This is a genomic window from Vreelandella sp. 162(4c) (assembly GCF_058152265.1).
The window spans coordinates 1,492,679-1,517,939 of the sequence record NZ_CM176981.1 but is presented as its reverse complement, the minus strand read 5'-3'; the positions used below and the strand labels follow the sequence as shown (position 1 = coordinate 1,517,939).

27 protein-coding genes are annotated in these 25,261 nt (G+C 56.2%); 13 read left to right on the top strand and 14 right to left on the bottom strand.

Annotation, left to right across the window (positions count from 1 at the left end; translation table 11 throughout):
- Positions 1-20: 20 nt before the first annotated feature.
- From AC4EYZ_RS06815 to AC4EYZ_RS06805, 3 genes are read right to left on the bottom strand one after another with little or no spacing between them, the layout of a single operon-like run.
- On the bottom strand, positions 21-2,189 hold the full coding sequence (locus AC4EYZ_RS06815) for a xanthine dehydrogenase family protein molybdopterin-binding subunit (RefSeq protein WP_490204187.1): 2,169 nt from the start codon (positions 2,187-2,189) through the stop codon (positions 21-23).
- Positions 2,190-2,234: 45 nt separating this feature from the next.
- Entirely contained in the window at positions 2,235-2,684 is a 450-nt protein-coding gene (locus AC4EYZ_RS06810; RefSeq protein WP_039858865.1) for a (2Fe-2S)-binding protein, read from the bottom strand.
- A complete protein-coding gene (locus AC4EYZ_RS06805; protein WP_474192851.1) occupies positions 2,681-2,980 on the bottom strand; it encodes a hypothetical protein in 300 nt (99 codons plus the stop codon). Before AC4EYZ_RS06805 ends, AC4EYZ_RS06810 begins: the two co-directional genes overlap by 4 nt.
- Before the next feature lie 299 nt (positions 2,981-3,279).
- Here AC4EYZ_RS06805 and AC4EYZ_RS06800 point away from each other — a divergent pair, with 299 nt between their 5' ends.
- From AC4EYZ_RS06800 to aroQ, 5 genes are all read left to right on the top strand, one after another.
- Positions 3,280-3,999 carry a response regulator gene (locus AC4EYZ_RS06800; protein WP_474192850.1) on the top strand — a complete coding sequence of 240 codons (720 nt, stop codon included), beginning with the start codon at positions 3,280-3,282 and terminating at the stop codon, positions 3,997-3,999.
- 20 nt (positions 4,000-4,019) lie between these two features.
- Positions 4,020-5,504, top strand: a complete 1,485-nt coding sequence (locus tag AC4EYZ_RS06795) for an ATP-binding protein (RefSeq protein WP_474192849.1) — start codon at positions 4,020-4,022, stop codon at positions 5,502-5,504.
- Positions 5,505-5,720: 216 nt separating this feature from the next.
- Positions 5,721-6,128: a DoxX family protein gene (locus tag AC4EYZ_RS06790; RefSeq protein WP_022519649.1), complete on the top strand. Its 408-nt coding sequence runs from the start codon at positions 5,721-5,723 to the stop codon at positions 6,126-6,128.
- Between the two features lie 73 nt (positions 6,129-6,201).
- A complete protein-coding gene (locus AC4EYZ_RS06785) occupies positions 6,202-7,125 on the top strand; it encodes an AraC family transcriptional regulator (protein ID WP_490204186.1) in 924 nt (307 codons plus the stop codon).
- Positions 7,126-7,238: 113 nt separating this feature from the next.
- A complete protein-coding gene (aroQ, locus tag AC4EYZ_RS06780; protein WP_490204185.1) occupies positions 7,239-7,862 on the top strand; it encodes a gamma subclass chorismate mutase AroQ in 624 nt (207 codons plus the stop codon).
- 272 nt (positions 7,863-8,134) lie between these two features.
- Here aroQ and AC4EYZ_RS06775 read toward each other — a convergent pair whose 3' ends face one another.
- Both AC4EYZ_RS06775 and AC4EYZ_RS06770 read right to left on the bottom strand, forming a co-directional pair.
- Complete coding sequence (locus tag AC4EYZ_RS06775) at positions 8,135-9,283, bottom strand: MFS transporter (protein WP_474192826.1); 1,149 nt, start codon at positions 9,281-9,283, stop codon at positions 8,135-8,137.
- A complete protein-coding gene (locus AC4EYZ_RS06770; RefSeq protein ID WP_474192827.1) occupies positions 9,280-9,807 on the bottom strand; it encodes a TetR/AcrR family transcriptional regulator in 528 nt (175 codons plus the stop codon). Before AC4EYZ_RS06770 ends, AC4EYZ_RS06775 begins: the two co-directional genes overlap by 4 nt.
- A gap of 60 nt (positions 9,808-9,867) precedes the next feature.
- Here AC4EYZ_RS06770 and AC4EYZ_RS06765 point away from each other — a divergent pair, with 60 nt between their 5' ends.
- Both AC4EYZ_RS06765 and AC4EYZ_RS06760 read left to right on the top strand, forming a co-directional pair.
- Positions 9,868-10,041 (top strand): hypothetical protein, encoded by a 174-nt coding sequence (locus AC4EYZ_RS06765; protein ID WP_022519644.1) that lies wholly within the window; start codon positions 9,868-9,870, stop codon positions 10,039-10,041.
- Between the two features lie 28 nt (positions 10,042-10,069).
- Complete coding sequence (locus AC4EYZ_RS06760) at positions 10,070-10,627, top strand: sugar O-acetyltransferase (RefSeq protein WP_138799680.1); 558 nt, start codon at positions 10,070-10,072, stop codon at positions 10,625-10,627.
- Between the two features lie 65 nt (positions 10,628-10,692).
- Here AC4EYZ_RS06760 and AC4EYZ_RS06755 read toward each other — a convergent pair whose 3' ends face one another.
- Entirely contained in the window at positions 10,693-11,601 is a 909-nt protein-coding gene (locus AC4EYZ_RS06755) for a LysR family transcriptional regulator (protein WP_138799681.1), read from the bottom strand.
- Positions 11,602-11,772: 171 nt separating this feature from the next.
- Between AC4EYZ_RS06755 and AC4EYZ_RS06750 the strand changes: the two genes are divergently transcribed.
- A complete protein-coding gene (locus tag AC4EYZ_RS06750) occupies positions 11,773-12,783 on the top strand; it encodes an MBL fold metallo-hydrolase (RefSeq protein WP_212751654.1) in 1,011 nt (336 codons plus the stop codon).
- 38 nt (positions 12,784-12,821) lie between these two features.
- On the opposite strand, the gene AC4EYZ_RS06745 is transcribed toward AC4EYZ_RS06750, so the two are convergent.
- Together AC4EYZ_RS06745 and AC4EYZ_RS06740 are read right to left on the bottom strand one after the other, a co-directional pair.
- The gene (locus AC4EYZ_RS06745; protein ID WP_474191647.1) at positions 12,822-13,565 is read right to left on the bottom strand and encodes an SDR family oxidoreductase; all 744 of its coding nucleotides are present in this window, start codon (positions 13,563-13,565) and stop codon (positions 12,822-12,824) included.
- Positions 13,566-13,941: 376 nt separating this feature from the next.
- Entirely contained in the window at positions 13,942-14,334 is a 393-nt protein-coding gene (locus AC4EYZ_RS06740; protein WP_022519639.1) for a RidA family protein, read from the bottom strand.
- Positions 14,335-14,474: 140 nt separating this feature from the next.
- Between AC4EYZ_RS06740 and AC4EYZ_RS06735 the strand changes: the two genes are divergently transcribed.
- Positions 14,475-15,401, top strand: coding sequence for a LysR family transcriptional regulator (locus tag AC4EYZ_RS06735; protein ID WP_474191648.1), 927 nt, complete (start codon positions 14,475-14,477; stop codon positions 15,399-15,401).
- Positions 15,402-15,457: 56 nt separating this feature from the next.
- Here the strand turns inward: AC4EYZ_RS06735 and AC4EYZ_RS06730 are convergent, their stop codons facing one another.
- Genes AC4EYZ_RS06730 through AC4EYZ_RS06720 form a run of 3 tightly spaced genes read right to left on the bottom strand, consistent with a single transcriptional unit; the run spans position 15,458 to position 18,663 of the window.
- Positions 15,458-17,533, bottom strand: a complete 2,076-nt coding sequence (locus AC4EYZ_RS06730) for an FUSC family protein (protein WP_474191649.1) — start codon at positions 17,531-17,533, stop codon at positions 15,458-15,460.
- Positions 17,534-17,536: 3 nt separating this feature from the next.
- The gene (locus tag AC4EYZ_RS06725) at positions 17,537-18,421 is read right to left on the bottom strand and encodes an efflux RND transporter periplasmic adaptor subunit (RefSeq protein ID WP_474191650.1); all 885 of its coding nucleotides are present in this window, start codon (positions 18,419-18,421) and stop codon (positions 17,537-17,539) included.
- A 23-nt stretch (positions 18,422-18,444) separates the two neighbouring features.
- Complete coding sequence (locus AC4EYZ_RS06720; protein WP_022519635.1) at positions 18,445-18,663, bottom strand: DUF1656 domain-containing protein; 219 nt, start codon at positions 18,661-18,663, stop codon at positions 18,445-18,447.
- A 265-nt stretch (positions 18,664-18,928) separates the two neighbouring features.
- Here AC4EYZ_RS06720 and AC4EYZ_RS06715 point away from each other — a divergent pair, with 265 nt between their 5' ends.
- Complete coding sequence (locus AC4EYZ_RS06715; protein WP_027957229.1) at positions 18,929-19,378, top strand: Rrf2 family transcriptional regulator; 450 nt, start codon at positions 18,929-18,931, stop codon at positions 19,376-19,378.
- 147 nt (positions 19,379-19,525) lie between these two features.
- Entirely contained in the window at positions 19,526-20,422 is an 897-nt protein-coding gene (locus AC4EYZ_RS06710) for an NAD(P)/FAD-dependent oxidoreductase (protein ID WP_141439839.1), read from the top strand.
- 68 nt (positions 20,423-20,490) lie between these two features.
- On the opposite strand, the gene AC4EYZ_RS06705 is transcribed toward AC4EYZ_RS06710, so the two are convergent.
- Complete coding sequence (locus AC4EYZ_RS06705; protein ID WP_009286866.1) at positions 20,491-21,657, bottom strand: MFS transporter; 1,167 nt, start codon at positions 21,655-21,657, stop codon at positions 20,491-20,493.
- 143 nt (positions 21,658-21,800) lie between these two features.
- Between AC4EYZ_RS06705 and AC4EYZ_RS06700 the strand changes: the two genes are divergently transcribed.
- The gene (locus AC4EYZ_RS06700) at positions 21,801-22,655 is read left to right on the top strand and encodes a helix-turn-helix transcriptional regulator (protein ID WP_009286867.1); all 855 of its coding nucleotides are present in this window, start codon (positions 21,801-21,803) and stop codon (positions 22,653-22,655) included.
- A gap of 9 nt (positions 22,656-22,664) precedes the next feature.
- Here the strand turns inward: AC4EYZ_RS06700 and AC4EYZ_RS06695 are convergent, their stop codons facing one another.
- On the bottom strand, positions 22,665-23,558 hold the full coding sequence (locus tag AC4EYZ_RS06695) for a LysR family transcriptional regulator (protein ID WP_022519631.1): 894 nt from the start codon (positions 23,556-23,558) through the stop codon (positions 22,665-22,667).
- 100 nt (positions 23,559-23,658) lie between these two features.
- Between AC4EYZ_RS06695 and AC4EYZ_RS06690 the strand changes: the two genes are divergently transcribed.
- The gene (locus tag AC4EYZ_RS06690; protein ID WP_474191651.1) at positions 23,659-24,318 is read left to right on the top strand and encodes an NADPH-dependent F420 reductase; all 660 of its coding nucleotides are present in this window, start codon (positions 23,659-23,661) and stop codon (positions 24,316-24,318) included.
- A 199-nt stretch (positions 24,319-24,517) separates the two neighbouring features.
- Here the strand turns inward: AC4EYZ_RS06690 and AC4EYZ_RS06685 are convergent, their stop codons facing one another.
- Positions 24,518-25,261: a hypothetical protein gene (locus AC4EYZ_RS06685; protein ID WP_474191652.1), complete on the bottom strand. Its 744-nt coding sequence runs from the start codon at positions 25,259-25,261 to the stop codon at positions 24,518-24,520.

Sequence of the window (25,261 nt, the reverse complement as noted above, 5' to 3'; positions counted from 1 at the left end):
TCAATCTGTGGTCGGCTGCTTTAACCCTGAACATGATCGGCCAACGGCAGGTGGCGGATTCGTTGCTGCGTAGCGGCAAACAGCGCGTTGGCCAGCGCCGGGGCGAGCGGGGGAATGCCCGGCTCACCAACGCCGCCTAGCGGCGAGCCGATATCAACGATGCTCACCGCTACCTCTGGCACCTCCCCGATGCGGAGCAAGGGATAATCGTGAAAGTTCGACTGCTCGGCGTGGCCGTCACGGATCGTCACCTTCTGCCTTATGGCGGCTCCGAGCGCATCGATGACGGCGCCCTGTAGTTGCGCTTCCACCTGGCCCGGATTGATCGCGCGTCCGCAGTCGATAGCGGCATAAACACGTTCCACCTGAATACCTTCATCGTCAGCCCGAGCCTCGACTACCTGGGCAACATAGGAGCCGTAGCTTTCTACCACGGCCAAGCCGCGCGAGACTCCCTCTGCCACAGGCTCGTGCCAGTGCGACATCTCGGCGACCCGGTCAAGGACGGCGAGCATCCTCGCCTGATCGGTGCAGTGGTTTCTGCGAAACTCCAGCGGATCGCGGCCCGCTGCTGCAGCGCATTCGTCCATGAAGCTTTCAAAGAAGAAGCCGTTGAAGGAGTGGGCGATCGAACGCCAGGGGCAAAGCGGTATCGGCAGGTCGACCACGGCATGATCCACGACAAGGTTGGGGATGACGTAGCGCATGTCCGACAGGCCGCCGAGCGAGAAGGGATCGAAGTTGGCGAGATTGCCCGTCGACTGCGCCCGCTGCTCCGGATCAATGCCGTATTCGCGGCCCATTTGCGGCCCGGAGACGCGAATGCGCATGCCGGTGATCTGGCCGGCCTCGTTCAGAACCGCCCGGAAGCGACACATCATCGTCTGGCGATACTGGCCCTGCTGAACGTCATCCTCGCGCGCCCATAGCACCTTGACCGGCCGACCATCGACGGCGCGGCTGGCAAGCGCTGCCTGAAGGGCGATCTCGCCGTGAGTCTTGCGCCCGAAGCCACCACCCAAATAGGTGGTATTGATGAAAAACTGGTCAGCCGGTATCTGCATCGCATTCTCGAGCGTCATGCGCACGATGTCCTGGCCCTGCGTGCCGATCCATAGTTCTGTTCGTTCCTCGGTGGACTCGGCCGTGCAGTTGATCGGCTCCATGCTGGCATGAGTCAGAAACGGCACCGAGTATTCGGCCTCGACGACCTGACCGTCGTCCGACAGGGTTGCCTCGGCCTCGCCCCGCAGCGTGGTGATAGGGACATCGGTTCGATCCAGTCCCTGGCGAAGTATTGCATTTATCTCATCGGAGGAAAGCGTATCCGCCGGTGTTCGTGTGAAGGTGATATCCAGGGCATCGGCTGCTTGTTTGGCCTGCCACCAGGAGTCGGCAACCACCACCATGCCGCGCGGCACGCGAACCACGGCGACAACGCCCGGCATCCCGGAGACGCTGCTCTCATCGAATGTCTCGACATCGGCGGAAAAGACCGGGGCGAGTCTGACGGCGCCATACAGCATGCCTTCGCGCTCGACGTCTATCCCGTATACGGCTTTGCCTGTCACCTTTGCCGGGGTATCGAGACGCGCTACCTTGCGCCCGGTCAGCGTGCGTTCGCTATCGGGTCGCAGGGTTGGATCCTCAGGCATCGGCAGCGCCATGGCGTCTTCCACCAGGTCACCGAAGGGGATCCTTCGGCCGCTGTCGGCGTGGACAATGAAGCCGCTCTCGGCGTGCAAGGCTGCCGCTGCTACGTCTAGGCGCTCGGCCGCCGCCTGGGTCAGCATTTCCCGTGCCTGGGCGGCCGCGCGGCGCAGCGGGTCGTGCCAGAAACGGATGCCGAACGAACCCACAGAACGCATCTGGCCGATGAATGGAATTCTGTAGTCGTCGGAGAGCTTATTCGGCATGCCGACAGTAATACTCGACCAATCGGCGCCCAACTCCTCGGCGAGAATCTGGGCCTGGCCCGTGTGGGTGCCCTGGCCCATTTCGCTCGTGGGTAGCAGGAAGGTCACCTGGCCGCTAGTGTCGATGCGGATATAAGCGTGCGAAAGGAGTGAATCCTCGTCCTTTCGTGCCCAGGCCGTGGGTAGACGAAGGGGAATGATGAGCGCGGCGCCTGCCACTAAGGTGCCGCCTAGAAAGGCGCGACGGCTAAAGGATAAATGATGTGTTTTCATTGTTGACCTGTCCTTTCCATAAGCCTTGAGGTGATACGGTGCCGGTTAGCTTTCGGCGACACGGTGTATGGCCGCCCGGATGCGCACATAGGTGCCGCAGCGGCAAAGATTGCCGCTCATTGCGTCATCGATCTGCGCATCGGTAGGGTGCGGATTGCGCGCCAGAAGCGCAGCGGCGCTCATGATCTGACCCGACTGGCAGTAGCCGCATTGCGGGACGTCCAGTTCCACCCAGGCCTGCTGGACGGGGTGCGAGCCATCTTCGGACAACCCTTCGATCGTGGTGATGGATCTGCCTTCGGCGCCAGATAACGGGAAAACACAGGCACGCACCGGCTCACCATCCACATGCAGCATGCACGCACCGCATTGTGCGACGCCGCAGCCGAACTTGGTGCCGGTGAGTTTCAGTTGCTCCCGGATCACCCAGAGAAGCGGTGTACCCGGCTCGGCGGTGACGTCTACCGCGCGTCCGTTGATCGTAAATGCTGTCATGGGTGTTTCTCCTTGGCCTCATTTCGGGTCGTAACATGGCAGGGTTGTTGGCTCTTCTCGATTGCCTTAGAGACAGCAGTTGGCTTCGGCCAAGGCTGCGTTATCTTTTTTAACAACTTGATGGAGACAATACTTGCCAGCACCTGCGCAAACCTTGCCTTTTCCTGCAGGGGGGCGACGAAGGCCTTCGACATCATGCTAAGTTCAACCTGAATGCGGCAAGGAAACAGATAGATTCGCTCTATTTGGTCGATTCTGAAGTCACAAGTGGAACTGAAAAGGGGGCGTCCATCCAACTCGCCTCCTTTGGGGGACACTTTGCTACAATTTGGTATCAGTACGGCACACTTAAGTGACAAATTGATCGTATTGATTATGCTCTGCATCACGTCTCGCCCGGAGCGCTCTCGACCCTCTATGCCGCCTATGCCGTAACTAATCCAGAAGCGCACGGTGGAGTTCCTAGGATCCCGTCAATGATTTAAGTGAAGTCGGGGTTGGCGAAGGCGGCGCGACTCTATGATGAACTGGCTAAGAAGACAGGCCAGATATCGGCTGACGAGAGTTTCAGGTTTACGGCGCGGAGGTTAGGGCAATGCACGAGGCCACACATGTAGTCGTCGTTGACGATCATAATGATATACGGGATCTGGTGCGGGAGTATCTCGAGCATCAAGGTTACAAGGTCAGCGTAGCGGAAGGGGGGGCAACCCTACGACGAATCCTCGCGCGACAGACGGTCGACCTGATCATTCTCGATGTCATGATGCCCGGTGAGGACGGTATCTCGCTATGCCGGGAGGTTCGGGCATCCGGAGATGTTCCTATCATATTTCTGACTGCGATGGCCGAAGATACAGATCGTATCGTCGGTCTCGAGCTTGGCGCGGACGATTACCTGGTTAAGCCATTCAATCCGCGTGAGCTTCTTGCTCGAATTAGAGCCGTCCTCCGTCGTGCTACCAGTTCTACGCCGGTGGGTACAATTCTCAATCGTAGGATAGTGCGCATCGGACATTGGAAACTCGATTTAGGGCGCCAGGAGATCTTCGGTGACGATGGTGTTGGCATTCCTCTCAGTACAGCGGAATTTCGTCTTCTCAAGGTTTTCATTGAGCGACCTGGGTTAATACTCAGCCGAGAGCAGCTTCTTGATCTGACGGTTGGGAGGACAGCCGACATCTTTGACCGCAGCATTGATAACCAAGTTAGCCGTCTGCGAAAGAAGATTGAGGAGAATGCCAAGAATCCGTCGATCATCAAAACCCATTGGGGCGGTGGCTACAGCCTGTGTATTGAGGTCGTGTTCGAATGATTCGTCTTTGGCGTAAAAGCTTGGCTATACAAATCATCGGGCTGACGCTAGCGGCGTTAATCGTCTCCCAGGCGCTTACCTTCCTGATTTCCATGGATGAGTACACCAAAAAGTTCGATGCAGGGGTAAAAGCTGAATTTATCAGCCGAGCGTCATCAGTGACCCGCTTGGTGGAATCGCTATCGCCGCCATTGAGAGAGCAGGCTCTGCGCGCAAGTGAAGGCAGTTATTTAAGATACTGGTTGACCGACAGCGACCCTGCGGATCCTAATGCCTGGAGATTAGCGGCCCTCTCCCAGCTTTCCCGGCCTTTGGATAGCGCCGTCGATCCAAACGGAACATTAGGATGGGCTGGCTCTCCCCATCCGAAATTACCGAACGTCGACGAAGTGGCCACTGCAAACGCCGATGACCCATGGTGGACTCCAACGCCCTATTTGTGGATGCTGTCGCAGCCAACCAAGGTGCTCCAATTTTCAGGCAGTCTTGGGTATGGGTACAAGGCGCAACTGGGTGACGGGCGTTGGTTGAATGCGGCCTTTTACCAGCACGATAAAGGTAGTTTGTGGACATCCAAGCCTCTGATTTCGCTTGGGCTTACTGCTATCATGCTCGCTTTGATCAGCATTTTTATAGCAAGCCGTATCGCTCAACCACTACGAAATCTGGCCACAGCCGCTGAAGCTTTAGGGCGAGGGCAAAACCTGCCGCCATTGTTGGAAGAGGGGCCAGAAGAGATCAGGCGCACAGCTCAATCCTTCAATAAGATGCAAAGCCGTCTACATCGTTTCGTAGAGGATCGGACGAAGATGCTTGCAGCGATTGGCCATGATTTACGGACGCCGCTGACCTCGCTTCGGTTAAGAGCCGAATTCGTTAACGACGAAGATATCCAGCGCAAAATGATAGTGACGATTGACGAGCTGCAGTCGATGACGGAAGCCGCGATTTCGTTTGCGCGTGGAGAGTCGATTAAAGAGGAAACGCGCACCATTGATCTGGAAGCGCTTGTGGGGAGTATTTGTGACGACCACGCTGATCTGGGACATCCGGTCACCCATGTCGAGAGCGTTAAGATGAAGTACCGTTGTCGACCAGATAGCCTTCGCCGCGCGTTAAGAAATCTGGTCGAGAACGCGGTGCGTTATGGGGGTGAGGCAAAAGTGTCTCTTCGGGAGACTCCTTCCACGGTTGATATCGTCGTTGAAGACCGTGGGCCGGGGATTCCGGACGACATGAAAGAGAAGGTTTTCGCACCTTTTGTCCGGCTTGAAACGTCGCGAAACAGACAGACCGGAGGCATCGGTCTCGGCCTCTCGATAGTGCGCGCAGTCGCGCGGCAGCATGGGGGAGATATCTCGTTTTTCAATGGCGAAGCCGGTATGCAAGCCATCATCTCGCTTCCCAGGGAAGGCAGTGTAGACGCAGCGCCAGTGCGAAAAGAGCGTATCTGGCGACTCAAAAAAGCTTCACGATCCGTGCAAAGTGCTCACTCACCGAAATAGCCTGTTTCTTGCCCTGACACTCCAGTAACCCATACCCAATATGGCAAGGCAAACTCATCACATTGTTTATTGTGATTTAGCTTTAGTGGCACAGTTTGCTACAAAATAACCAAAACTACGGCATATCATGGACACAACCATCACCTACCATCCTCGTTGTCGCCGCAGAGCTTAGTTAGCCCGGCACCGTAATCTCTAGCATAGAGCGAGGACAATATGCCGACACTACCAATGCACCGCTTGAGCAAATTGGCTCCGTACTTTCTCAGCGTTCTGCGAATCTTTGCCGCTGGGTCTTTCCTGACACATGGGACGATGAAGCTTTTCAGCTGGCCCGCCCCTTTCGAGTATCCCCTTAACCCCATGCTTTATACCGCTGGCATCCTGGAGGTAGTGGGCGGGTTGTTGCTATTAATGGGTCTGTTCTCGCGACCAACGGCTTTCTTACTTTCTGGTTTAATGGCATTTGCCTACTTTATCGCGCACAGCTCGAACAGTTTTTTTCCTGTTCTCAACCACGGTGAAGCGGCCATGCTTTATTGCTTCATCTTTCTCTATATTAGTGCCGCAGGCCCAGGCGTTTGGAGCTTTGATGCTTCGCGAGCGCAAAGTCGGGTGGGGTGAGACCGCTGTTTGAAACCATCCCCTCATGCCATCCCTTCATGATAAGTTCCAGCTGAAATGCGGGAGGAATCCTATGAACTCGCTCAAACAGGCTGTCCGGGCTTATACCAGCCGCTACGCCGACAACCGTGGTATGGCGCTAACCCCGGTGCCGGGGTTACGAATGATGTGCCTCAAGGCGCCATCTGGCGACCTGCATTCGGTTTACAGGCCGCTGATATGCCTGGTTCTGCAGGGTGCGAAGCGCTTGATAGTGGGGAATGAGGAGCGGGTTTTTTCTAGCGGGAAGTCCGTCCTCGTTAGTGCTGACATGCCGGTCATCGGACGGGTCGTGCAAGCAAGCCAGAGCGAGCCCTATCTGGCGATCGCTGTCGAACTGGAGGTGGCGCTCTTGCGCGAACTCACGGCCCATATCGATACCCCCCGCCCGCAGCGCTCTTCAGAGATGCCTACGCTATTCGCCGTCGACACCGAAGCCGCACTGCTCGATTGCGCATCACGGCTGATGCACCTGTTGGATCGCCCGGAAGCGGCGCCGCTCTTGAGCCCAGGAATCATGCGGGAGCTGCACTATTGGCTCCTGTCTGGGCCTCACAGTAATGCTTTGCGGACGCTGGCAGACCCGGACAGCCATGCAAGCCGTCTTGCCGCCGCCATTACGGTACTCAGAGCTGAGTATCAGTCGCGTGTGCCCATTGAGCGACTTGCGGCAGAAGCGGGAATGAGTAGCACCTCGTTTCACAAGCACTTTAAGCACATGACGTCGCTCACGCCGGGGCAGTACCAGAAGCGACTTCGCCTGATTGAAGCGCGCCGCTTGATGCTCAATGAAGGATTCTCAGCGAGTAGTGCTGCTTTTGAAGTGGGCTACGAGAGCGTGCCCCAGTTTACCCGTGAATATGGGCGGCTGTTTCAGAAGCCGCCGAAACAGGACGCTCTGCGAGCTCGGAGATCTATCGAACATAGAGTATCGCCGTTAACGGTTACCACAGCGTGACCTTTGCGTCCCATTGAATGCGTAAGCATGTTGGTCAGTATGCCTTTTGCTAAACTTTGGCACGTCTCAAACAGAAAAATTGAATTCACTCTAACTAGCTATGGATGGTCATGATGGTCACTCTAAGAACGATCTCTCTTGCTTCCCTGCGTGTCATGTTGTGCGCCATTCTCCTGGTGGCGCTGGTACTCGGTGTTGGATATCAGGCCCGTGCCGCCGAACCTTCCAACGACGTCAGACAGACGGTGGATCAGCTGCTTCGGTTGGTTGATGAGCGGCTTGCTATTGCACCCGATGTTGCAAAGGCTAAATGGAACTCCGGTGATCCTATTGATGCTCCCGCACGAGAAGCGCAAATTCTAGAGAGGGTCGTGGCTGAAGCCACCCGGGCGGGTATCAATGAGGCCTTTGCCCAGACGTTTTTCAAACATCAGTTTGAGGCAAGCAAGGTTATCCAGCACCGGCTCCATGAACAATGGAGGCAAACAGAGCAGCCTCCCTTTGAATCCCCGCCAGACCTTGCCGAAGATATCCGTCCCCAACTTGACCAATTAACACCACAACTGATGGCTTCACTTCGCGACTTTCAGGTTGTTGCTGAAAGCGAAGGAGTTAGACAATATCTTGAAAATAATGCCGAAGCCTTGGTGAATGACGGCGTAGGAGGTGCCGCCCGGGAAGAGGCATTACGCCCACTTTACGAAGCCACCGACACTGCAAATGTGGACGTGCAATAAGTTCGGTGTTGGCAAGAAAGGGGCGTGTATCTACTCTGATAATCGGCATGTGCCACCCAGCCTGCGTCGATCAGTCCAATGCAGCGTTGTTTTAACGTTTCTAGCGGTAAAACACTGTGTGGCTTGAGTACGGCGGCGAATAGCTGAACATACCCGTCGAGCAGCTCTTGATGGCTGCTTCAACGTGTTGTGTCAGGAGTGTTAACGCTGCCTCGTTATTGTCGATGTATGGCCAGTAACCCCGCTATTAGGCGACCTACCTCTTGTGTTGACTAGGTGGCTTTTGGGGCGGGCTTGGGTATGGCGCTGCCGGCCCTTGCCAGCCCCGCGGTAAAGGCAATGCATGCGAAGACCAGCACAGCGTAGTCGGGGGTCAGCCGATCCATCAAAAAGCCAAAGAGTGGGGCGCCAGCCGTCTGGCCGATCGCGATGGTCAGGAAGCCAATCATCAGACCTGTGGCGGGCCGGTCGGGCAATGCCGTGACGCCCCATACCAGATAGACACCTGTTACCATGATGTAAGCAGCACCGAACAGCATGCCACCGACGATTGCCAGTAGGGGAGTGGTGGCGCTGGTACCAACCAAAAGAATGCCTGCTGCCAATGCCCCCAGAAAAAGCCAATGCACCCGGTCGATCCCGAAGCGCGCCACTAACGTGCCTGCGCCTGCGCCCACAATACCGGCTGCACCGATGGCAATCCAAAGCAGCCCTGCGCCAGTATTGCCCCAGCCAAGCTGCAGCGCGACGAGTTTGCCGCCGAAAGACCAAATAGCAGTGCTGGACGCGCCCATCAGAAAAGCAGCCGCGATCAAGCGCATAACAACGCTGCTAAAGGGTGGCAAGCCACCCGAGGTCTGGGTCGCTTTGATGCCGCTGGGTACGCTGAGCGCGGCAACTACCGCCATCACAAAAGCTGCCACTGCAAAACACGCGAACGCTAACCGCCATTGACCTCCCATCAGTAACGCGACTGGCCCGGAAAGCACCACACCGGCACTCGTTCCGGCATTAATGATCGTGTTGGTGGCACTTTGCCGTCCAGGGCGGACGGCGGCGGCCACCGCTGCTGCCATGGGCGGCGATGCTAGCCCCGTACTGGAGCCTGCCAGCATGACCGCGCTGGCGAGCAATACGGGGGAGGGCGCCATGGCGATGCCTGCCATGCCGACGGTCGCGACCAGCGCCGCCCCGATGGCAACGGCGCGGGCGCCGATCCGTTCGGTCAGGTACGCCGATAAAATGATGGCGACACAGTAGCCCAGAAAAGATCCACCTGAGATAAAGCCACTCAAGGTGGGCGTAAGAGCAAGGTCAGTGTCGATCTGGGGCAGAAAGAGCCCGAAGGCGAAGCGTGCAAAACCATAGCACACCGCAATCAGGCCAAACCCCGACGCACCGAGGTACACGCTGGGGCTCATGATCGTGCCTGCTTGAGCAGTGCTGATGCGGCTTTGTGTGCCGAGGCTATCGCCTCCGGGCCACGGTATATCGCGGCCGCGGTGGCGCCTTCGTAAAGAATAAGGACCTGCTCGGCGAGTTCCGACATCTCCTGGCCATCGGTTTCTATCGCGACAATATCCTGGATCTTCTCATAAAGCCTTGCCTTGTGAGCCAGCACGGCCTCAGTGATTGCCGGCGTGTCGCCGCCGGTTTCGCCGTAAGCGCGCAGAAAAAGGCATCCTCTTGCGCTCTCGCTCCTTATCCATTCTTCCAGCGCGTCGAAGAGCGCATCAACGTTGTCTACTTCGATGAGCGGCAGGAACCGTCGATGGCGCTCTTTGAGCACATCCGTTATTAGCGCCGTTTTACTACCCGCATGCTTGTAGAGCGTTCGGCTCGACATGCCAGCCGCCTTGGTTAGCTTGTCCATCCCGGTGGCGGTAAAGCCGTGCCGGTCGAATAGCTGCTCTGCTGCTGAAATAAGCTTTGTTTTAGTATCCATGTGAGTAGTGTAAAACGATCACTTTACATGATCAACTCTCACTGAGCTCAAGGGAGGAGGGTGATCCAGCTTCTGGGCACCCTGGCCGTCGCGGTCATTGGTGGGCTGGTCACGTTGATGTTTTTGAGTCTGCTGGTGATTCCCGTTGCCTACAGTGGTGTCGATGATATCTTGAACTGGCTGCACCGCTTGATTCCGAACCGGAGCGAGACAATACCGGTTGGGGGTGATTAACATAGAGTTCTAGCAAGAAAGGCGAATAATGCGATCGGAAAAAGACAAGATGCTAGCAGGAGAGCTCTATAACCCTGCTGATCCGGTATTGCGAAAAGAGCATGAGGAAACAAAGCGCAAGGTTTGGCAATACAATCAAGTGTTGGAAACCGATGCTCAGCGCTTGAAAGCGTTAAAAGATTTATTTGGTTCTACGGGGAAGTGCCTTCATGTAGAGCCAAATATTCGACTGGATTATGGATATAATATCCATGTCGGTGAAAACTTCTTTGCAAACTTCGACTGCACACTGCTGGATGTTTGTGAAATACGATTTGGTGATAACTGCATGCTTGGGCCGAATGTGCAGATTTATACGGCCACGCACCCCTTGGATCCGCGTGAGCGTAATTCGGGCAAAGAGTACGCAAAGCCGATTACGTTTGGAAATAACGTCTGGATTGGTGGCGGTGCCATCATTAACCCAGGTGTTAGTGTAGGTAATAACGTTGTTATCGCGTCGGGGGCCGTCGTTATTAAAGATGTGCCAGATAATGTTGTGGTAGGGGGTAATCCCACCAACATTATTAAAACCATCGACGTTTAAGGGGGGCGGTTATTTTTTACTTTGCTATTGGTTTAAATGAATAAGCAAGCATAGCCTGTGAAGCATTAGTTGCTGACAGGAGGCCATTCACGATGGCGGATATAGTCGAGGAAGGCCCGCATGGCCGCGCTGGTATGCCGCCTGTTCGGATAATACAGATACCAACTCGGCAGCTTCTTCTTCCAGTCGCTGAGCAATTCAATAACGCTGCCCTGTTCGAGATCGGCGAGGACATAGTCCTCAAACAGATGAGCGATTCCTGATCCCGCGATCGCCGCCTGGCGTTCGTGGTGCGCTGAACTCAGCGTCAACCGGCCTTGCGGCGTGATCTCCACTTCATCGCCGTCCTTCTCGAATGTCCACGTTACCATGGTGCCGCCGGGGAAACGGCGGCGAATACAGTCATGCTGCAAGAGATCGCGCGGTGAGTCGGGCCGACCACGCTCGCGAAGATAATCGGGCGAGGCCACGATGGCATATCGCAAGGAGGGGCCCAGGGGCATGGCGATCATGTCTTGGGCGAGTTGATTCCCGAAGCGCACGCCAGCGTCGAAGCCCTGCTTCACAATATCGACGATCGCAGCATCACTGACGATCTCAACATTGACATCGGGATACATTTTCATGAATTCAAAGGCCAATGGGCACAGCACATGGTCGGCCGCTGGCCCTGGGGCATTGATCCGCACGCTGCCAGATGGGCGTTCTCGAAGCTGATTGAGATCGTCGATCGCTGTTCTGATGTCATGAAGAGCGGGTCCAAGTCGCTCAAGAAGCTGTTCGCCTGCTTCAGTGGGCGCGACGCTACGTGTCGTTCGGTTCAGCAGCCGAATGCTCAGCGCTTCCTCAAGTGCGCTGATCGACTGGCTAATGGCGGACGATGACACGCCCCTGCCAAGGGCAGCGGCTCTAAAGCCACCGCAGCGCACCACATCTTCAAATATCTCTAAGCTGTCAAGGCGTAGTTGGCTCATTGCAAAGCCCTGCTTAATAAGCTGATCCGTTTTCGTTAGCTTATCCGCATGCCTGTTCTGGGTCATCCTTTAAAAGCGCGTCGCAATGACTCGGTTTTGGTTACCCCTGGTCTTGGCCGGCGCTGAAAACAAGTACTGCAGAGCAATCAGTGACTCGAACAGGGTGGACATATGAGCGGAATAACAGTGAATCGTCGGCAGGTGATGCTGACAGCGGCGTCGGTAGCGGCGGGGGTGATCTTGCCGGCCAGCGGCATAGCCTTTGCACAGCAGGCTTCCACCGCGTCATCTACGGCTCAGGGTATAAATGCGAGTGGCAATGTCGGCTATTATCGTTTTCGCGTCGGCGACATCTCTGCCACCGTGTTGAGCGATGGGCTGATAGGCGGCCCACCGCAGGTTTACGCCAGCGATGCGTCGGAGGCGGAACTTGAGGAGGTGTTGAGGCAAGCCTTCCTGCCGACCGACCACATGACGCTGAATCTCAATACCCTTCTTATTGAAACGAATGGCCGGCGAATTCTTCTCGAAGCTGGTGCCGGGCAGACCATGGGGTCGCTAGGCGGTCGCATCTTCGATAATCTGGCCGCTATCGGTTTACGGCCCGATGATATCGACATTGTGGTTATCTCGCACACGCACCCGGATCATGTCGGCAACCTGCGAACGGCCGATGGTGGCAAGGCATTTCCGCGGGCAACAGTCTTTGCGCCCCGTGCCGATTGGGACTTCTTCATCACTAACGATCCGGATCTTTCCTACATGCCGGTACCCGAGGATTTTCGCCGCCATTTCGCCACAGCCATCCGGCAGAGCCTCACGCCGGTCACCGGCGATATCGAATTGTACGAAGCTGGCACAGAAATCGTTCCTGGCTTGACCACGCTTCCGGCACTGGGCCACACCCCCGGCATGGCGAACTTCCTTGTCCACTCCGGGAAGGATCAGCTACTGCTGACCGCTGATCTTGCCTATCATCCTATCGTCAATATTGATCACTCATGGCTGCCCGGGCCGGATCGTGACAAGGAAACGGCACTCGCCTCGCGCCGCCGGATCTTCGATATGGCCGCGGCAGACAGGCTACCCGTTCTCGGCTTCCACTTTCCCTTCCCGGGCATTGGCCGAATGCTCAAGACCGACAACGGCTATGCCTGGGTTCCGGCCAATTGGCAGTTTTGATCCGGGGTAGCCCGTCAGTCGTAGTGAAGCCGTGCCGTTCAAAATTGACTGAGCATCTCCACCGCTTCATCGAAGTGTCCGTCGCGTTCCGCCCAGCGCAGGAAGTTGACGTTTTCCACCAGTATTTCCTTGGGCGTGGGTTTTTCGTGGAAAAGCGTCATGACTTCGTCGATAAAGTCATCGAGCGGCATATAGCCTTCGCGGGTCGACTGGCCTGGTGTCAGTTCCGTCTGCACGGCGGGAGGTGCCAGTTCGATAAGCTCGACCTTGCCCTTGAGCTGTTCGCGGAGCGAAATCGTATAGGAGTGAATGGCCGCCTTGGTGGCGTTGTAGGTGGGCGTGCCGCTTAACGGCACAAACGCCAACCCGGACGATACGTTCACGATCGTCGCGTCTGGCTGGCTTGTCAGGTGGTCGGTCAGTGCGTTGGTCAGCCGGATAGGCCCAAGCAGATTGGTGACGACCGTTTGTTCGGCATCAATGAGGTCATGGGTACTGGTCAAGTCCTCGCGGCGCATGATACCCGCATTGTTGATCAGCACGTTAAGGCGGGGGTGCTCGGCGATGACACGCTCAGCAAAGGCCACAATTGCTCGCGGATCCTCTACATCGACGACCATCGCGTGCATATTTTGGTGACCGGCAATGGTTTCCTCCAGCGTTTCCATGCGTCGTCCAGCGACGATGACGGTGTTGCCCAGCGCGTTAAAGCGTAGAGCAAGCTCACGGCCAATGCCGGAGCCACCGCCGGTGATGAGAATGGTGTTTCCTGATGTTTTCACTGTTATACACTCCGCCTATCATTAGGATTCAATGTCATCAATATGGACATCGATAGTCGCGCAGCTCGAACCGCTTCGTTGGTGAGGCCCCTGAACGGCTGCGCTGACCTTTACTTTTTAACAATTCCACGGCGGCAGGGCTTGCCAACCCTTGCGCAAAACTTGCCTGATCCTGCAGGGGCGGGTGAATACCTTCAGCATCTTGCTAACGTTGAGTTGAAAGGCGGGAGAAAATCAGACGGATCCACTCAAATAGGCCACCCGGACGTATGCCAAGCGCAGCTAAACAGGCTGCGCTGTCAGAAAACTATCGAGGCAGCCAGTAACCATGCAGCGATGTCCCTGCGAATAGGCGCTTGTGCCACATGGCATTTGATTACTCGGGTAGTCTGGCAATGACCTTGATTTCAAAATCGAAACCTGCCAGCCATGTCACGCCGACCGCTGTCCAGTTTGGGTAAGGTTTTTCCGGAAACGCACGCGCCTTGGCTTCCAGCCAGATAGGGAATTGGGCCTCCGGGTCAGTATGAAAGCTCGTCACATCGACGATATCGTCAAAGCTTGCGCCCGCTGCTTCCAGTACTCTCTGTAGGTTGTCGAAAGCAAGCTGCACCTGAGCAGCAAAATCTGGCTCGGGCGAGCCGTCCTCACGGCTGCCCACTTGGCCCGAGACAAACAGAAAATCGCCCGAGCGAACAGCGGCGGAATAGGTATTCTGGTCATAAAGTGCCTGGCGGCCGGAGGGGAAAACAGCGTCACGCTTAGCCATGTGAATCTCCATCAGTAGGTCGAAACCGACCCGTTGTTTACGATGAAGTCACTTTAGACCTCCATTTTTGGTAGATAAACGGCGAATTCTGTTCAACATTGTTTGTATATTTCAAACAATCAAAGGTGTTTGGCACCCTCATGGATCGTTTTAACGCAATGCAGGCTTTTGCTCGGGTCGTGGAAACGGGCAGCTTTACCAAGGCAGCTGAAACACTTCACATGAGCAAAACCAGCGTGACGCAACTCGTGCAACAACTAGAGGTACGGCTACGGGTAAAGCTGCTCAACCGCACCACGCGCAAGGTGAACGTAACGGCTGACGGCGCCGCCTACTACGAACGCGTTATCAAGCTTCTGGCTGATATGGATGATGCTGAAACCAGCTTGTCCAACGCCTCGGTATTGCCCCGGGGTCGACTAAGAGTGGATGTCCCCAGCCCTTTTGCACGCATGATCCTGATTTCCGCTTTGCCTGAGTTTCACGCCCGTTATCCCGATATTCAAATCGATATGGGGGTAAGTGATCGCATGGTGGATCTGATCGGTGAAAGCGTGGACTGCGTGGTGCGTGGCGGTGAGCTTACCGACCTATCGTTGATGGCGCGTCGCGTGGGCGATCTGACGCTGGGTGTTTACGCTTCACCGAGCTATCTGGAGAGAGCTGGTACTCCTTCGCACCCACAAGAACTGTCGTTCCCGCCTCACTACATTGTTGGTTTCCGCTGGGCACGTTCTGGCTTGGCCTTTCCCTATGCCCTGCACCGCAACGAAGAGCGTGTCACCGTGCAGGGGCGTTATGTGATCTCGGTCGATGATGGGAACGCTGGGCTTGCAGCGGGTCTGGCGGGGCTCGGCGTAGTCTGGCTTCCTGACTACATGGCCAGTGAGCACGTATCTCGCGGGGAGCTGGTTCGCATATTTGATGGTTGGCATCTCGATCCAATGCCGATGTACGTCGCTTTTCCACCAAATCGGCACGTAAGCGCCAAGCTGCGCGTGTTTATCGATTGGGTCGTGGAGTTGATGGCTCAGCATGCGCCCATGGTTGATCGACGGGGGCAGTAGCGATACAAGCAGCTAGTTCACTAGCGCTTTACTCTGGTAATTCCATGAGCGGACACTTATTTTTTTAGCACGGGAGCGTTCGGGGCTTTATGCACAGACTTAATCTGTGGCCGCTCCGCCATGATGCGCGCAAGGCGCTCCAGAGCCAATTCGAGTCGCTCAACCAAGCCTTCCAACAGTACACGGCGGTCAGCGGGCACGTCGCCGTAAGCCTCTATTGCCTCTTCCAACTGCTGGCCTGCTTCGCGAATTCCTTGTGGCTGGCACCCGTTGGCGCTCTCTTCAAACCCGCCAGCTAGCGTGTCTAGTAGGTGGCGATGCGCCTCGCGAATTCGCGGGTGCGGTGCATCATCAAGCCGATCACGCAGGCGCAGCGTAGCGGTGCCAACATCCAACCCGGTCAAACCAAGAATAAACAGGTGGCGTTGGTCTTCGGGTAGCATGTCGTCATGCTGCGCCAGTTGCAGAAGCCGATCCGCCATGTGGCCGCTGAAGCGGGTTTCGGCGTCGCGAATCGAGCGCTGGCTTAGCTCATGGATATCGGTGGAAATCGCATTGATTAAACGTCGCCGCCGAAGTCGGGTGCCCAGCCCCGGCAGTAGACGAAAGCCCATTACCACGCAGCTTAGCCCAATCACTACGGCCACCACCCGGTTGGCAAAACTGTCGAACGAGAAATCCATGCCGTTGCCGGGCATGGTTAGCAGAATATTGAAGATAGTGAAGGCTAGGCAGTAGCCCATGGTGGCTAGGTTAGTGGCACCTAATAGTCCTAAGAACAGCGGTGTACCAAACAGCATTGCTAGCATCGGAAAACCGTTGGCCTGGGAGAGCAATACATGGCCGAACAGAAAAGCGCTAGGAATCGCCGCCAGCATACCTTTATAAAACATCATGGTGATGGCGAGGGGATTGTCACGGCTGGCGAAAAAGGCGGAAAACAGTGTGCCCAGCATCATCGCGATCATGGCGCTCTGCCAGGCGGTGACGATCCAGAAAGTCGCCAGTAGCGAAAATACTAGCCCTGAGCGAATGGCGTTAATACCGGCGGCGAGGCGATCGCGGTGCCAGGCCAGTGGCGATGAGCGCAGTTTATGGCTCTCCGGCGAGGCAATCGCCTCCTGGGCATCGAGCATGATCATGGCGTGGCCGATCGATTCACGTAGCCCCAACCGCAGACGTCGATCGAGGGGAGCTAAGCTGGCCTCTTCCTCGCTTTCATGAACCCGGTGGCGTAGCGACTGGAGAGCTTTTCTGGCCTCAATGACCCCTTTGACGTGTTCAGCATCGCGAAAGCCTTTTGCGACCTCGCCCGCGAGTTCGATACTTTGTGGGGCGAGCCGGTCAGCGTGGTCGTGCATCAGTTGATGAAGCGCCTGCAGATTGGCGAAAAAGCGCAGCGTGCGGCGGGTTAGTACATGGGCTGCCCGAACTCGGCCGGGGCCTACCGGGCCTTCAAAGCGGGCGGCCTGGCTATCGGTTTCCAGCAGGGTTAACGGCACGAGGCTGCTGCGCAGGGCTTTCTGCATCGCTGGAATATCGTCGCTGGCTTCTAAGCGCAGGGCGGCATGCTCGAAGGCTTCGTTGATCACGCTGTCGGCCTGAGTGGCAAGGTGGGCGCCCACATGGGATGGCCAGAGCAGCGAGCTGACCAGCATGGCGCAGATGGCGCCCAGCCCCAGTTCGGTAAGGCGCGCCACGGCGATATCGAAGATCCCGGCGGGCGTGCTGCCGCTGGAGATGACCACAATCAGCATGGCCGTTACGGAGGCCATCAGACAGCCGTAGGTGTAGTTATTACGCCACAGCGAGCCCACGTAAGTGCATAGCATAATCCAAGCGGTAAGCACGATAAGCGCAGGTACGCGGGCCTGGGCGAATAGGGCCATGATCGCGATACCCGCCAAGGCGCCAATCAAGGTGCCGCCAAGTTGGCAGATACCTTTCTCGACCACCATGCCACTCATGGGGCGAATCTGTAGAAATGCCGCCGAGATCAGCGCCCAGTAGGGGCGCTCCAAGTCGAACATCAGCGCGATATAGAGCGCGAGCATCATTGCCAGGGTGGTCTTGATCGCAAACTTGACCGCCGTAGCGTTGGGCGTCAGGTAGGTGCTAACAAACGGCGACATGGGTTACTCAGACTGTTCGGCAGCGTTTTTAGCAGGGCGGACGCGCACGGTTGCTGTCATGCCGACGCTCAGCAGGGTGTCATCAGGAACGTCTTCTAGTGTAATGCGCACCGGAATACGCTGCGCCAAGCGCACCCAGCTAAAGGTGGGCTCCACTTGCGGTAGCAGCTGCTGGTTAAGGGTTGTGTTGCTATCGGCAATGCCTCGGCCAATACCCGCCACCCGGCCCGCCAGATGGGTGTCGCCGTTCATCAGAATCACATCTACCGGATCGCCCATGTCGATCGACGTCATTTTGGTCTCTTCGAAATAACCCACGACATAGAAGGAATCATCCGCGATCAGCGCCATCACCGGCGTGCCGCGATTAGCGTAAGTGCCAGCGGTAAGGTGGACATTGAGGATATGGCCGCTTACCGGCGCGGTTATTTGGGTGCGCGCTAAATCAAGCTGGGCACTGGCCAGCTCCGCTTGAGCCTGCTGTAAATCGGCGGCGGCAATGCGCGAGTTGATCTGGGCAATCTGCTGGTTTTCTGCGCTAATCGCACGATTGTTGCTCAACTGGTTACGTCGACTCTCCTCGGCGCGGCTTAGCTCCAGGGTTGCCTGGCGATGGTCAACCGTGGCCTGGGCGCTGTCCACCGCCGCTTGGTAACGCGTGTTATCGATCTCAAACAGCGTATCGCCTTGGGCAACATGGTCGGTGTCCACGACTTCAAGTGTGCGTACCCAGCCAGAGACATCGGGGGCAATCGTCACCACTTCCGCATGAACCCGAGCGTCACGAGTCCAGGGGGTATAGAGGTAGTAGTGCCATAGCCATGCACCGGCGGCAACGGCAATGGCGACAATAACGAGGGTGAGCAAAATACGGAGCGAAGGGCGCATCGGCGATTCTCTCAAGGGCTGTCTTAAGGGCTTTGAAGCAAAACAGTAAAAATGAACGTGGTGGCAGCGGTGAGGATGACAAATAATGAAATGTCGAACCACGCCTCGTACCAGAGCGCGTACTCGCCGACCACCCAGTGCAGTAGTGAACGAATGGTCAGCGTAGCCACAAAGCCGATCAGCGCGTAGATCAACAGAGGGCTTAAGTAGATGCCACCGACAGCGATTTCGTGAAGACCCATAACATCCTTAAGTGGCCTGGAAGTAACGACAATGGGAGGCGCTAAATGGGGCTAATGACGTGCCAGACATTTATCCCCTGCCAGTGAAAGTGATTCAGCACCAGTATAGAGAGCGAGAGCATAGTTTGCCTTATAACGGCGAACGAGGTGTAGGTTCGTGTGCGGTGGCCCTGGTTGGGTTCATTCCCAGCCCCGCTCGCGGGTGTGCTAAAGTGCAGCTTCGTTGTTTTCCTTTGTTTATCCTCTGAATAGTTGACTGTTGCCCGTGAGAACAGATAGCCGCCTCTCTCGTATGCTGCATGTGCTGCTGCACATCGCGCGGGAATCCCAACCGATTACTTCAGAGCAGATTGGCGCCATGCTGGGCACCAATGCTGCCGTGGTGCGGCGCACTATGGCGGGCCTTCGTAAGGCGGGCTATGTAAAGTCTGAAAAGGGGCACAACGGCGGCTGGCGCATCGCCTGTGATTTGCACAGCGTAACGCTGCTGGATATACACAACGCCGTAGGCGGACCGCGCATTTTCGCCATCGGCACCGACCGTGATAACCCGGACTGCGCGGTAGAGCAGGTGGTTAATGCGGCGCTTTTTGATGCCATGCGCGAAGCAGAAGCGCTACTGATCGACCGCTTGGGAGCGGTCACGCTGGCGGAACTAGCCACTCAGTTTGACGATATTGCGACGCGCAAAGGCTACCAGCTGCCGACGCCTTAATCTTCACCACCAACCCGATTAGCGTTAATCGGCATTCTCAACATTGCCATTGACCTCTGTACGCTTTTTAATGTATCAATAAAAGATACATGAAATGAGTTTATTCACCATGGGCTTAAAAGACTGGGTGTACACGGAGGAAGGGCAATGAGTTTTGATGCAGTGATTATCGGTGGCAGCTACGCAGGCATGGCGGCAGGGCTACAGCTAGCCCGAGCAAGGCGGAAAATATTACTGATAGATGCGGGACAACCCCGTAACCGTTTTGCTTCTCACTCCCATGGTTTTTTAACCCAGGATGGTGCACCACCCGCAGAGATAGCAGCAGAGGCCCGTAGCCAACTGATGGAGTACCCAACGGTTGAGTGGCGCACGGGGCGGGTGGAGGCAGTAACGGGGACGGCTGATAATTTCTTGGTGGCGCTGGCCGATGGCAGCACCTATCAGGCACGGCGCATTATTCTGGCCGCGGGTGTTACCGATGAGCTTCCAGGCTTACCGGGGCTCGCCGAGCAGTGGGGAAAATGCGTTTTCCACTGCCCGTACTGCCACGGCTATGAGCTGGGCAAAGAGGGTATCGGTGTGCTGGCAACCTCAGAACTCGCGATGCACCATGGTTTGATGCTGCCCGACTGGGGCGCAACCACGCTGTTTGTTAACGATGCCTTTGAACCCACTGCTGAGCAACTGGCTCAGCTTAAGGCGCGCGGTACTCATATCGAATATGGCGCAGCGGCACGGCTAGTCTCCCAAACAGAGGTTGGCGTTGAGCTGGTAATGCAGGATGGTCGGGTGTTTCCATTGGTGGGCTTATTTGTCGCGCCGCGCATTCACCTTAGCCCGTTAGCAGCTCAATTGGGATGCGAGCTAGAGGAGTCTCCCATGGGCTGCATTGTTAAAACCGATGCAATGCAGGCCACTTCAATCCCCGGTGTTTTCGCCTGCGGTGATGTAGCCCGCGCCGCAGGGTCGGTCACCTTTGCCGTGGCTGATGGCGCCATGGCCGGGCTTTCTACACACCGGTCGCTGATGTTTGGGTGTTAAGCAAAAGACTGATCTATGTAGAGCCGCCAAGGGGCATGAAGAGTGCCACTTGGCGTGCACTAACTGATCTAGCGCTTCATGCGCATGACGATGATTAGCTGTGTTGCTGCACCTGCAGCGGCAATAACCCCCGCGCCAATGGCTAATGTCGAAACGGGAAGGTGGAAAGCCAGCAAAACGCCCCCGAACGCCGCGCCTATCGCACTGCCTAAATAGAGCGCTGATTCATTGAGTGCGACCGCCAGGTTACCGTCGCCGTGGGCTTGGCGTGCACGAACGAGTTCATTGTTTTGTGGCACTTGAAGCGCCCAGCCCACAGCACCCCAAAGCGCAATTGGAAGTAACGTCAGCAGTGGGTGAACCGACGCCGTGAAAGGTAGAGCAATGAGCGCCAAAAAGAGCAGCAACATAATCGCCAGGGTAATCACAGGGCCGATAAACCTGTCCACCAGAGGCCCAATCAGAAAACTGCCCACGACGCCGCCAATCCCCCACACCCATAAATAGCCGGTAATTGACTGAACAGCACCTGACTCGGTGGCCGCCATAAACGGGGCAATAAAGGTATACATCCCCAAACTGGCCACAGCGCCCAATAAGGAAACCGCCAGAATGGCCATGGCATGAGGGCTTCGCAAAATAGCGAGCTTGCGAACAAGTGAAAGCGTTGGTGCGGATGGAAGAGCAGGTAGTTTTACCTGTAGCCCCGCGTAGGCGATTAACCCAAGTGCTGAAATAAGCCACATCGCTGACTCCCAACCTAAACGCTCTGCTAGCAACAGGCTGATAGGCACCCCCAGTACCGTGCCGCTCGCCATACCGCCCATAATGATGGCAATCGCTTTACCGCGGTGGGCTTCAGCCGTTATGGCGGCTGAGGCGGCAATGCCCATGGCAAGGTAAACCCCTGCGCCAACGCCAGCGACCGCCCGCCATATCGAGAGTGATATAAAACTGTTGGCTAGTGCGCTGGCGATATTTGCCACAATAAAAACGGCTAACGCTAGTAGTAAACCCAGGCGTTGGTGCTTGCCAGGTAGTAGCGCAACGACGACAGGCGAGCCTAAGCCATAGGCTAAGGTGAATGCCGTGACTAACTGAGCAGCCGTGGCCGCAGAGACACTAAAGGCGTCTTCGATGAGGGGAATTAGCCCCGCAGTCACATAAGAGGCCATCCCAAGTGCAAACGCACCCAGTGCCACGAGATATACCGATAGACGAGATTGGTCAGCCATAACGCACTCCAGGCATAAGCATTAGAAAAGAATCCGCCAGCGCTGTTTTGCCAGCGAAGGGCTATTCTGGAGAGGCTTTAAAGGGGGTACAATTTAACTATTTATGCTATTACTAAAAGTGATAAGTTATTCAAGGTAATAAAATGACCGCTCCACGGACGCTGACTCGAACGCGGGAAGACCTAGCTGAGTTTCTACGCATGCACCGAGAGAAAATCGCACCAGAAGAGGTGGGGCTTCCTCGTGGCCGCCGAAGGCGTACGCCGGGGTTAAGGCGTGAAGAAGTCGCCGCTTTAGCAGGCGTGGGGCTGACTTGGTATACTTGGTTGGAGCAGGGTCGCGATATCAGCGTATCGGCCACTTTTCTGGACAATCTATCCAAAGCGCTCAAGCTGGATGCGGCTGAGCGCCGACATCTATTCTTGCTTACCCATCAGCGCTTACCCTCTGAGCTAGGCAAAACCTGGTGCAGCGTGCCGCCGCTGGTTCAAAGGTTGATGGACGACCTGCCTACGCGACCTGCGTATATCCTGAACTTGCGCTGGGATGTGCTGGCGTGGAACAGCGCGGCCAATAAGCTGTTCAACTTCTCTTGCCATGCACCAGAGCGTCGCAACATGCTGTGGTTGTTATTTACCGACCCTGCCATGCGTCAGCGCTTGTCACCCTGGGAAACGCAGGTCAGCCAAATGCTATCCAGTTTTCGCCGCGACTTTGCCCGAGCGGCGCAAGACCCCACCATTGATGAGCTTGTCGAAGAGTTAACCAAGGTCTCGCCTGAGTTTAAGCAGTTGTGGAAAACCCAGGAGGTCAACGCCCCTTGCCAGGGAGTACGTCATCTTCACCTTGAGGAGTTAGGCGAGGTAGCGTTCGAGCACACGACGTTAACCGTTGATGAAGAGCGCCACCTACGGTTGGTTTATTATGCCGTAAAGGAGGCGGATCCTCAGGTCGCTGCTTTTACCCGCTGGGTGAGTGACGACAAAGGCGCGAGGTAACGGTGGAAGTTAAGCGAACGTGGCCACAACGTCGTCTATGAAATGACGTAGTTTCGGCGTCATGCGTTGATCGGCGGCGTAGAGCAGGTGCATTGGTCTTGATGGCCCAGCATAGTCTGGCAAGATGCGCACCAGCCGCCCAGTGGATAACGCCTCCGTCAATGCAGCTTCGTAGCCCAATGTAATGCCGAATCCTTCCAATGCTGCGCGAAGCAGCCCCTTCCAGTCGTTGATTTGTAGCCGCCCGTTCACGGAAGCGTCGAAATTGCAGTTGTCGCGACTGAAGCGCCACTGCCTGCCCAAGGTGCCGAACCAATAGGCGAACCCCAGACACTCATGCTCAACCAGATCCGCAGGCGTCTCCGGCTCTCCATGCTTCGCTAAGTAGGCAGGCGAGGCGCAGGCGATGAGCTGGTAGGGGGCAAGCGGACGTGCCACCAATGTGGTGCTGTCGCTGATGGGCCCGAGGCGAATGACAGCTTCGTAACCTTCCTCGATAGGATCGACCAGACGATCCGACAAGGTGAGGTCGACCTCCACCTCTGGGTACTTACGAAGGTAGCGGGTGACAAGAGGCACCAGGCTTTGACTGCCAAATGTGACGGGCGCGTTGATTCTGAGGCGACCCCGTGGAACGGCCCGGGCCTGTTCCGTCAGCGCTTCGGCCGCCTCGACTTCTGCAAGGATAACCTGACATCGTTCGTGATAGAGATGTCCGATCTCGGTCAGGCTCTGTTTGCGCGTGGTGCGGTGCAAGAGCCGCGACCCAAGCAGCTGCTCCAGGGCCATGATGTGTTTGGAAACCATCTGCGTCGATAGGCCGAATTCTGCGGCGGTGGCTGTGAAAGAGCCAAGATCGGCAACCCTCACAAAAATAGCCATGCTCGTTAACCGATCCAGCATTATCAACTCTCAGTGGATTATTAAGTCAATAAAGACCTGTTTATCACGTTTGAGTAACGCAATAAAGTACTGCTTATCTTAAAACGGTCGGGAGAAAGACATGCGGATTGGGGTTATTGGTGCGGGCTTTATCGGACAAGCCTTTGCACGCCAGGTGATTGCGGCAGGCCATGACGTCATGATCAGCAACTCGCGGGGGCCGCAGACACTCAGCAGCATTCCGCCGAAAATTGGAGCACAAATTGGCACCCTGCATGAAGCCATAGGCTTCGGCGAAATTATACTGATCGCCATTCCTTTTCATCAATATGCCACTCTTCCGGTTGAGCCACTGCGTGACAAGATAGTGCTGGACGCCAATAACTACTATCCAGATCGAGATGGATCGATCCCCGAACTGGATGAGCGCAGGGCGACGACGAGTGGACTGCTGGCGCAGCATTTGACAGGCTCCCGTCTCGTGAAGGCATTCAACGCGATTCTGGCCTCCGATCTGGAGAAGGGTGGGCAGACGCTGCCTTCGGGAAACCGGCGCGCCCTACCGATAGCGGGAGATGACGATGCGGCTAAGGAGAGCGTCGCAAGGTTGGTGCGACAGTTCGGCTTCGACGTTGTCGATGCTGGGTCGCTGGCGGAAAGCTGGCGTTTTGAGCGCGCCAAACCAGCTTACTGTATACCGTTTGATCGGGAAGGGGTGCGTCAGGCGCTCGATGAGGCTCAACGCGACATTGATATGCCGGAAGGGTCATGGCGTCGGTGAAAGACAAATAATGAGAAAATTGGCTGTGTATTGACATCCAAAGGCTGGAGGTGAAGCAGGCGGCTGATCTGGCTCAGGACACCTTCCTTTAGCAAACTTCATGAGCCGCGTAGCGTTCTGACCACCATTGCCCGCCGGGTGTGGGTGGACTATGGCAGGAGAGATGATTCTGAGGTTTAAGAGGGAAGAATTGGCCTACTCAAAAGCGCCAAGTAGCACCCAGCAAAGGACCGCTCATCGATATATCGATGCGTGTACCCGATTCGTCTCTATCCACTGCCAAATGGCGATAGCCTGCTGATAGGTGGAGCGCCTTATTGATTTGGTAATTAGCGGTAGCCACTACCTGCCAGGTGCTATCAGAACCAACTCCGAAGCCACCAATATCGGCATGCATTAATGTTGACCACTGGGGGCTCCAGGTGGAACGCAGTCGAGCGGCTAAAATCGGGTCGAGCCAACGTTCGGTCTCGCTTGCACCAACTCCCAGCGCGGGCACATCCACTTCCGCCTCGATCCGCCAAGCGCGAGCGCCCGCCAGTAAATCTAAGTATTGGCTCGAAGTATTGACCACTTGATAACCTGCTGCTGCAGTTAAAGAGCGTTGGCGCAGCTTGCCCTCTATAGCAACGCCAGGAAGCAGCGTGCTCTCGTGGCTAAGCGATGCCCAGGTAATGTCACCAAACAGCACTAGGCGGTCGCGGCGTGCGCTGCCAGCCATGAAAAAGGCACCATCAAGATCATCAAGTACATTGTTAAATGAGCGCGATGTACTAATGGTAGGAGCAGTCGCCAGTGGACGCACATCGCCAGCTAAACCCGTCATCCAGACATAAGGGGTAAGCTGGAAACGCCAAGCATCCTCTTGGGCATTGGCATTCGTTGCAAAGCCTATCGCTAAGATGCTGAAGGCAGTGATAAATGGGCGTAATTTGGCTATCAC

What these genes read in the sequence shown, in the direction of transcription:
- AC4EYZ_RS06815 (WP_490204187.1), bottom strand. Translation starts at nt 2,189, where the DNA reads ATGAAAACACATCATTTATCCTTTAGCCGTCGCGCCTTTCTAGGCGGC.
- AC4EYZ_RS06810 (WP_039858865.1), bottom strand. Translation starts at nt 2,684, where the DNA reads ATGACAGCATTTACGATCAACGGACGCGCGGTAGACGTCACCGCCGAG.
- AC4EYZ_RS06800 (WP_474192850.1), top strand. Translation starts at nt 3,280, where the DNA reads ATGCACGAGGCCACACATGTAGTCGTCGTTGACGATCATAATGATATA.
- AC4EYZ_RS06790 (WP_022519649.1), top strand. Translation starts at nt 5,721, where the DNA reads ATGCCGACACTACCAATGCACCGCTTGAGCAAATTGGCTCCGTACTTT.
- AC4EYZ_RS06785 (WP_490204186.1), top strand. Translation starts at nt 6,202, where the DNA reads ATGAACTCGCTCAAACAGGCTGTCCGGGCTTATACCAGCCGCTACGCC.
- aroQ (WP_490204185.1), top strand. Translation starts at nt 7,239, where the DNA reads ATGGTCACTCTAAGAACGATCTCTCTTGCTTCCCTGCGTGTCATGTTG.
- AC4EYZ_RS06775 (WP_474192826.1), bottom strand. Translation starts at nt 9,283, where the DNA reads ATGAGCCCCAGCGTGTACCTCGGTGCGTCGGGGTTTGGCCTGATTGCG.
- AC4EYZ_RS06770 (WP_474192827.1), bottom strand. Translation starts at nt 9,807, where the DNA reads ATGGATACTAAAACAAAGCTTATTTCAGCAGCAGAGCAGCTATTCGAC.
- AC4EYZ_RS06760 (WP_138799680.1), top strand. Translation starts at nt 10,070, where the DNA reads ATGCGATCGGAAAAAGACAAGATGCTAGCAGGAGAGCTCTATAACCCT.
- AC4EYZ_RS06755 (WP_138799681.1), bottom strand. Translation starts at nt 11,601, where the DNA reads ATGAGCCAACTACGCCTTGACAGCTTAGAGATATTTGAAGATGTGGTG.
- AC4EYZ_RS06750 (WP_212751654.1), top strand. Translation starts at nt 11,773, where the DNA reads ATGAGCGGAATAACAGTGAATCGTCGGCAGGTGATGCTGACAGCGGCG.
- AC4EYZ_RS06740 (WP_022519639.1), bottom strand. Translation starts at nt 14,334, where the DNA reads ATGGCTAAGCGTGACGCTGTTTTCCCCTCCGGCCGCCAGGCACTTTAT.
- AC4EYZ_RS06735 (WP_474191648.1), top strand. Translation starts at nt 14,475, where the DNA reads ATGGATCGTTTTAACGCAATGCAGGCTTTTGCTCGGGTCGTGGAAACG.
- AC4EYZ_RS06730 (WP_474191649.1), bottom strand. Translation starts at nt 17,533, where the DNA reads ATGTCGCCGTTTGTTAGCACCTACCTGACGCCCAACGCTACGGCGGTC.
- AC4EYZ_RS06725 (WP_474191650.1), bottom strand. Translation starts at nt 18,421, where the DNA reads ATGCGCCCTTCGCTCCGTATTTTGCTCACCCTCGTTATTGTCGCCATT.
- AC4EYZ_RS06720 (WP_022519635.1), bottom strand. Translation starts at nt 18,663, where the DNA reads ATGGGTCTTCACGAAATCGCTGTCGGTGGCATCTACTTAAGCCCTCTG.
- AC4EYZ_RS06710 (WP_141439839.1), top strand. Translation starts at nt 19,526, where the DNA reads ATGAGTTTTGATGCAGTGATTATCGGTGGCAGCTACGCAGGCATGGCG.
- AC4EYZ_RS06705 (WP_009286866.1), bottom strand. Translation starts at nt 21,657, where the DNA reads ATGGCTGACCAATCTCGTCTATCGGTATATCTCGTGGCACTGGGTGCG.
- AC4EYZ_RS06700 (WP_009286867.1), top strand. Translation starts at nt 21,801, where the DNA reads ATGACCGCTCCACGGACGCTGACTCGAACGCGGGAAGACCTAGCTGAG.
- AC4EYZ_RS06695 (WP_022519631.1), bottom strand. Translation starts at nt 23,558, where the DNA reads ATGCTGGATCGGTTAACGAGCATGGCTATTTTTGTGAGGGTTGCCGAT.
- AC4EYZ_RS06690 (WP_474191651.1), top strand. Translation starts at nt 23,659, where the DNA reads ATGCGGATTGGGGTTATTGGTGCGGGCTTTATCGGACAAGCCTTTGCA.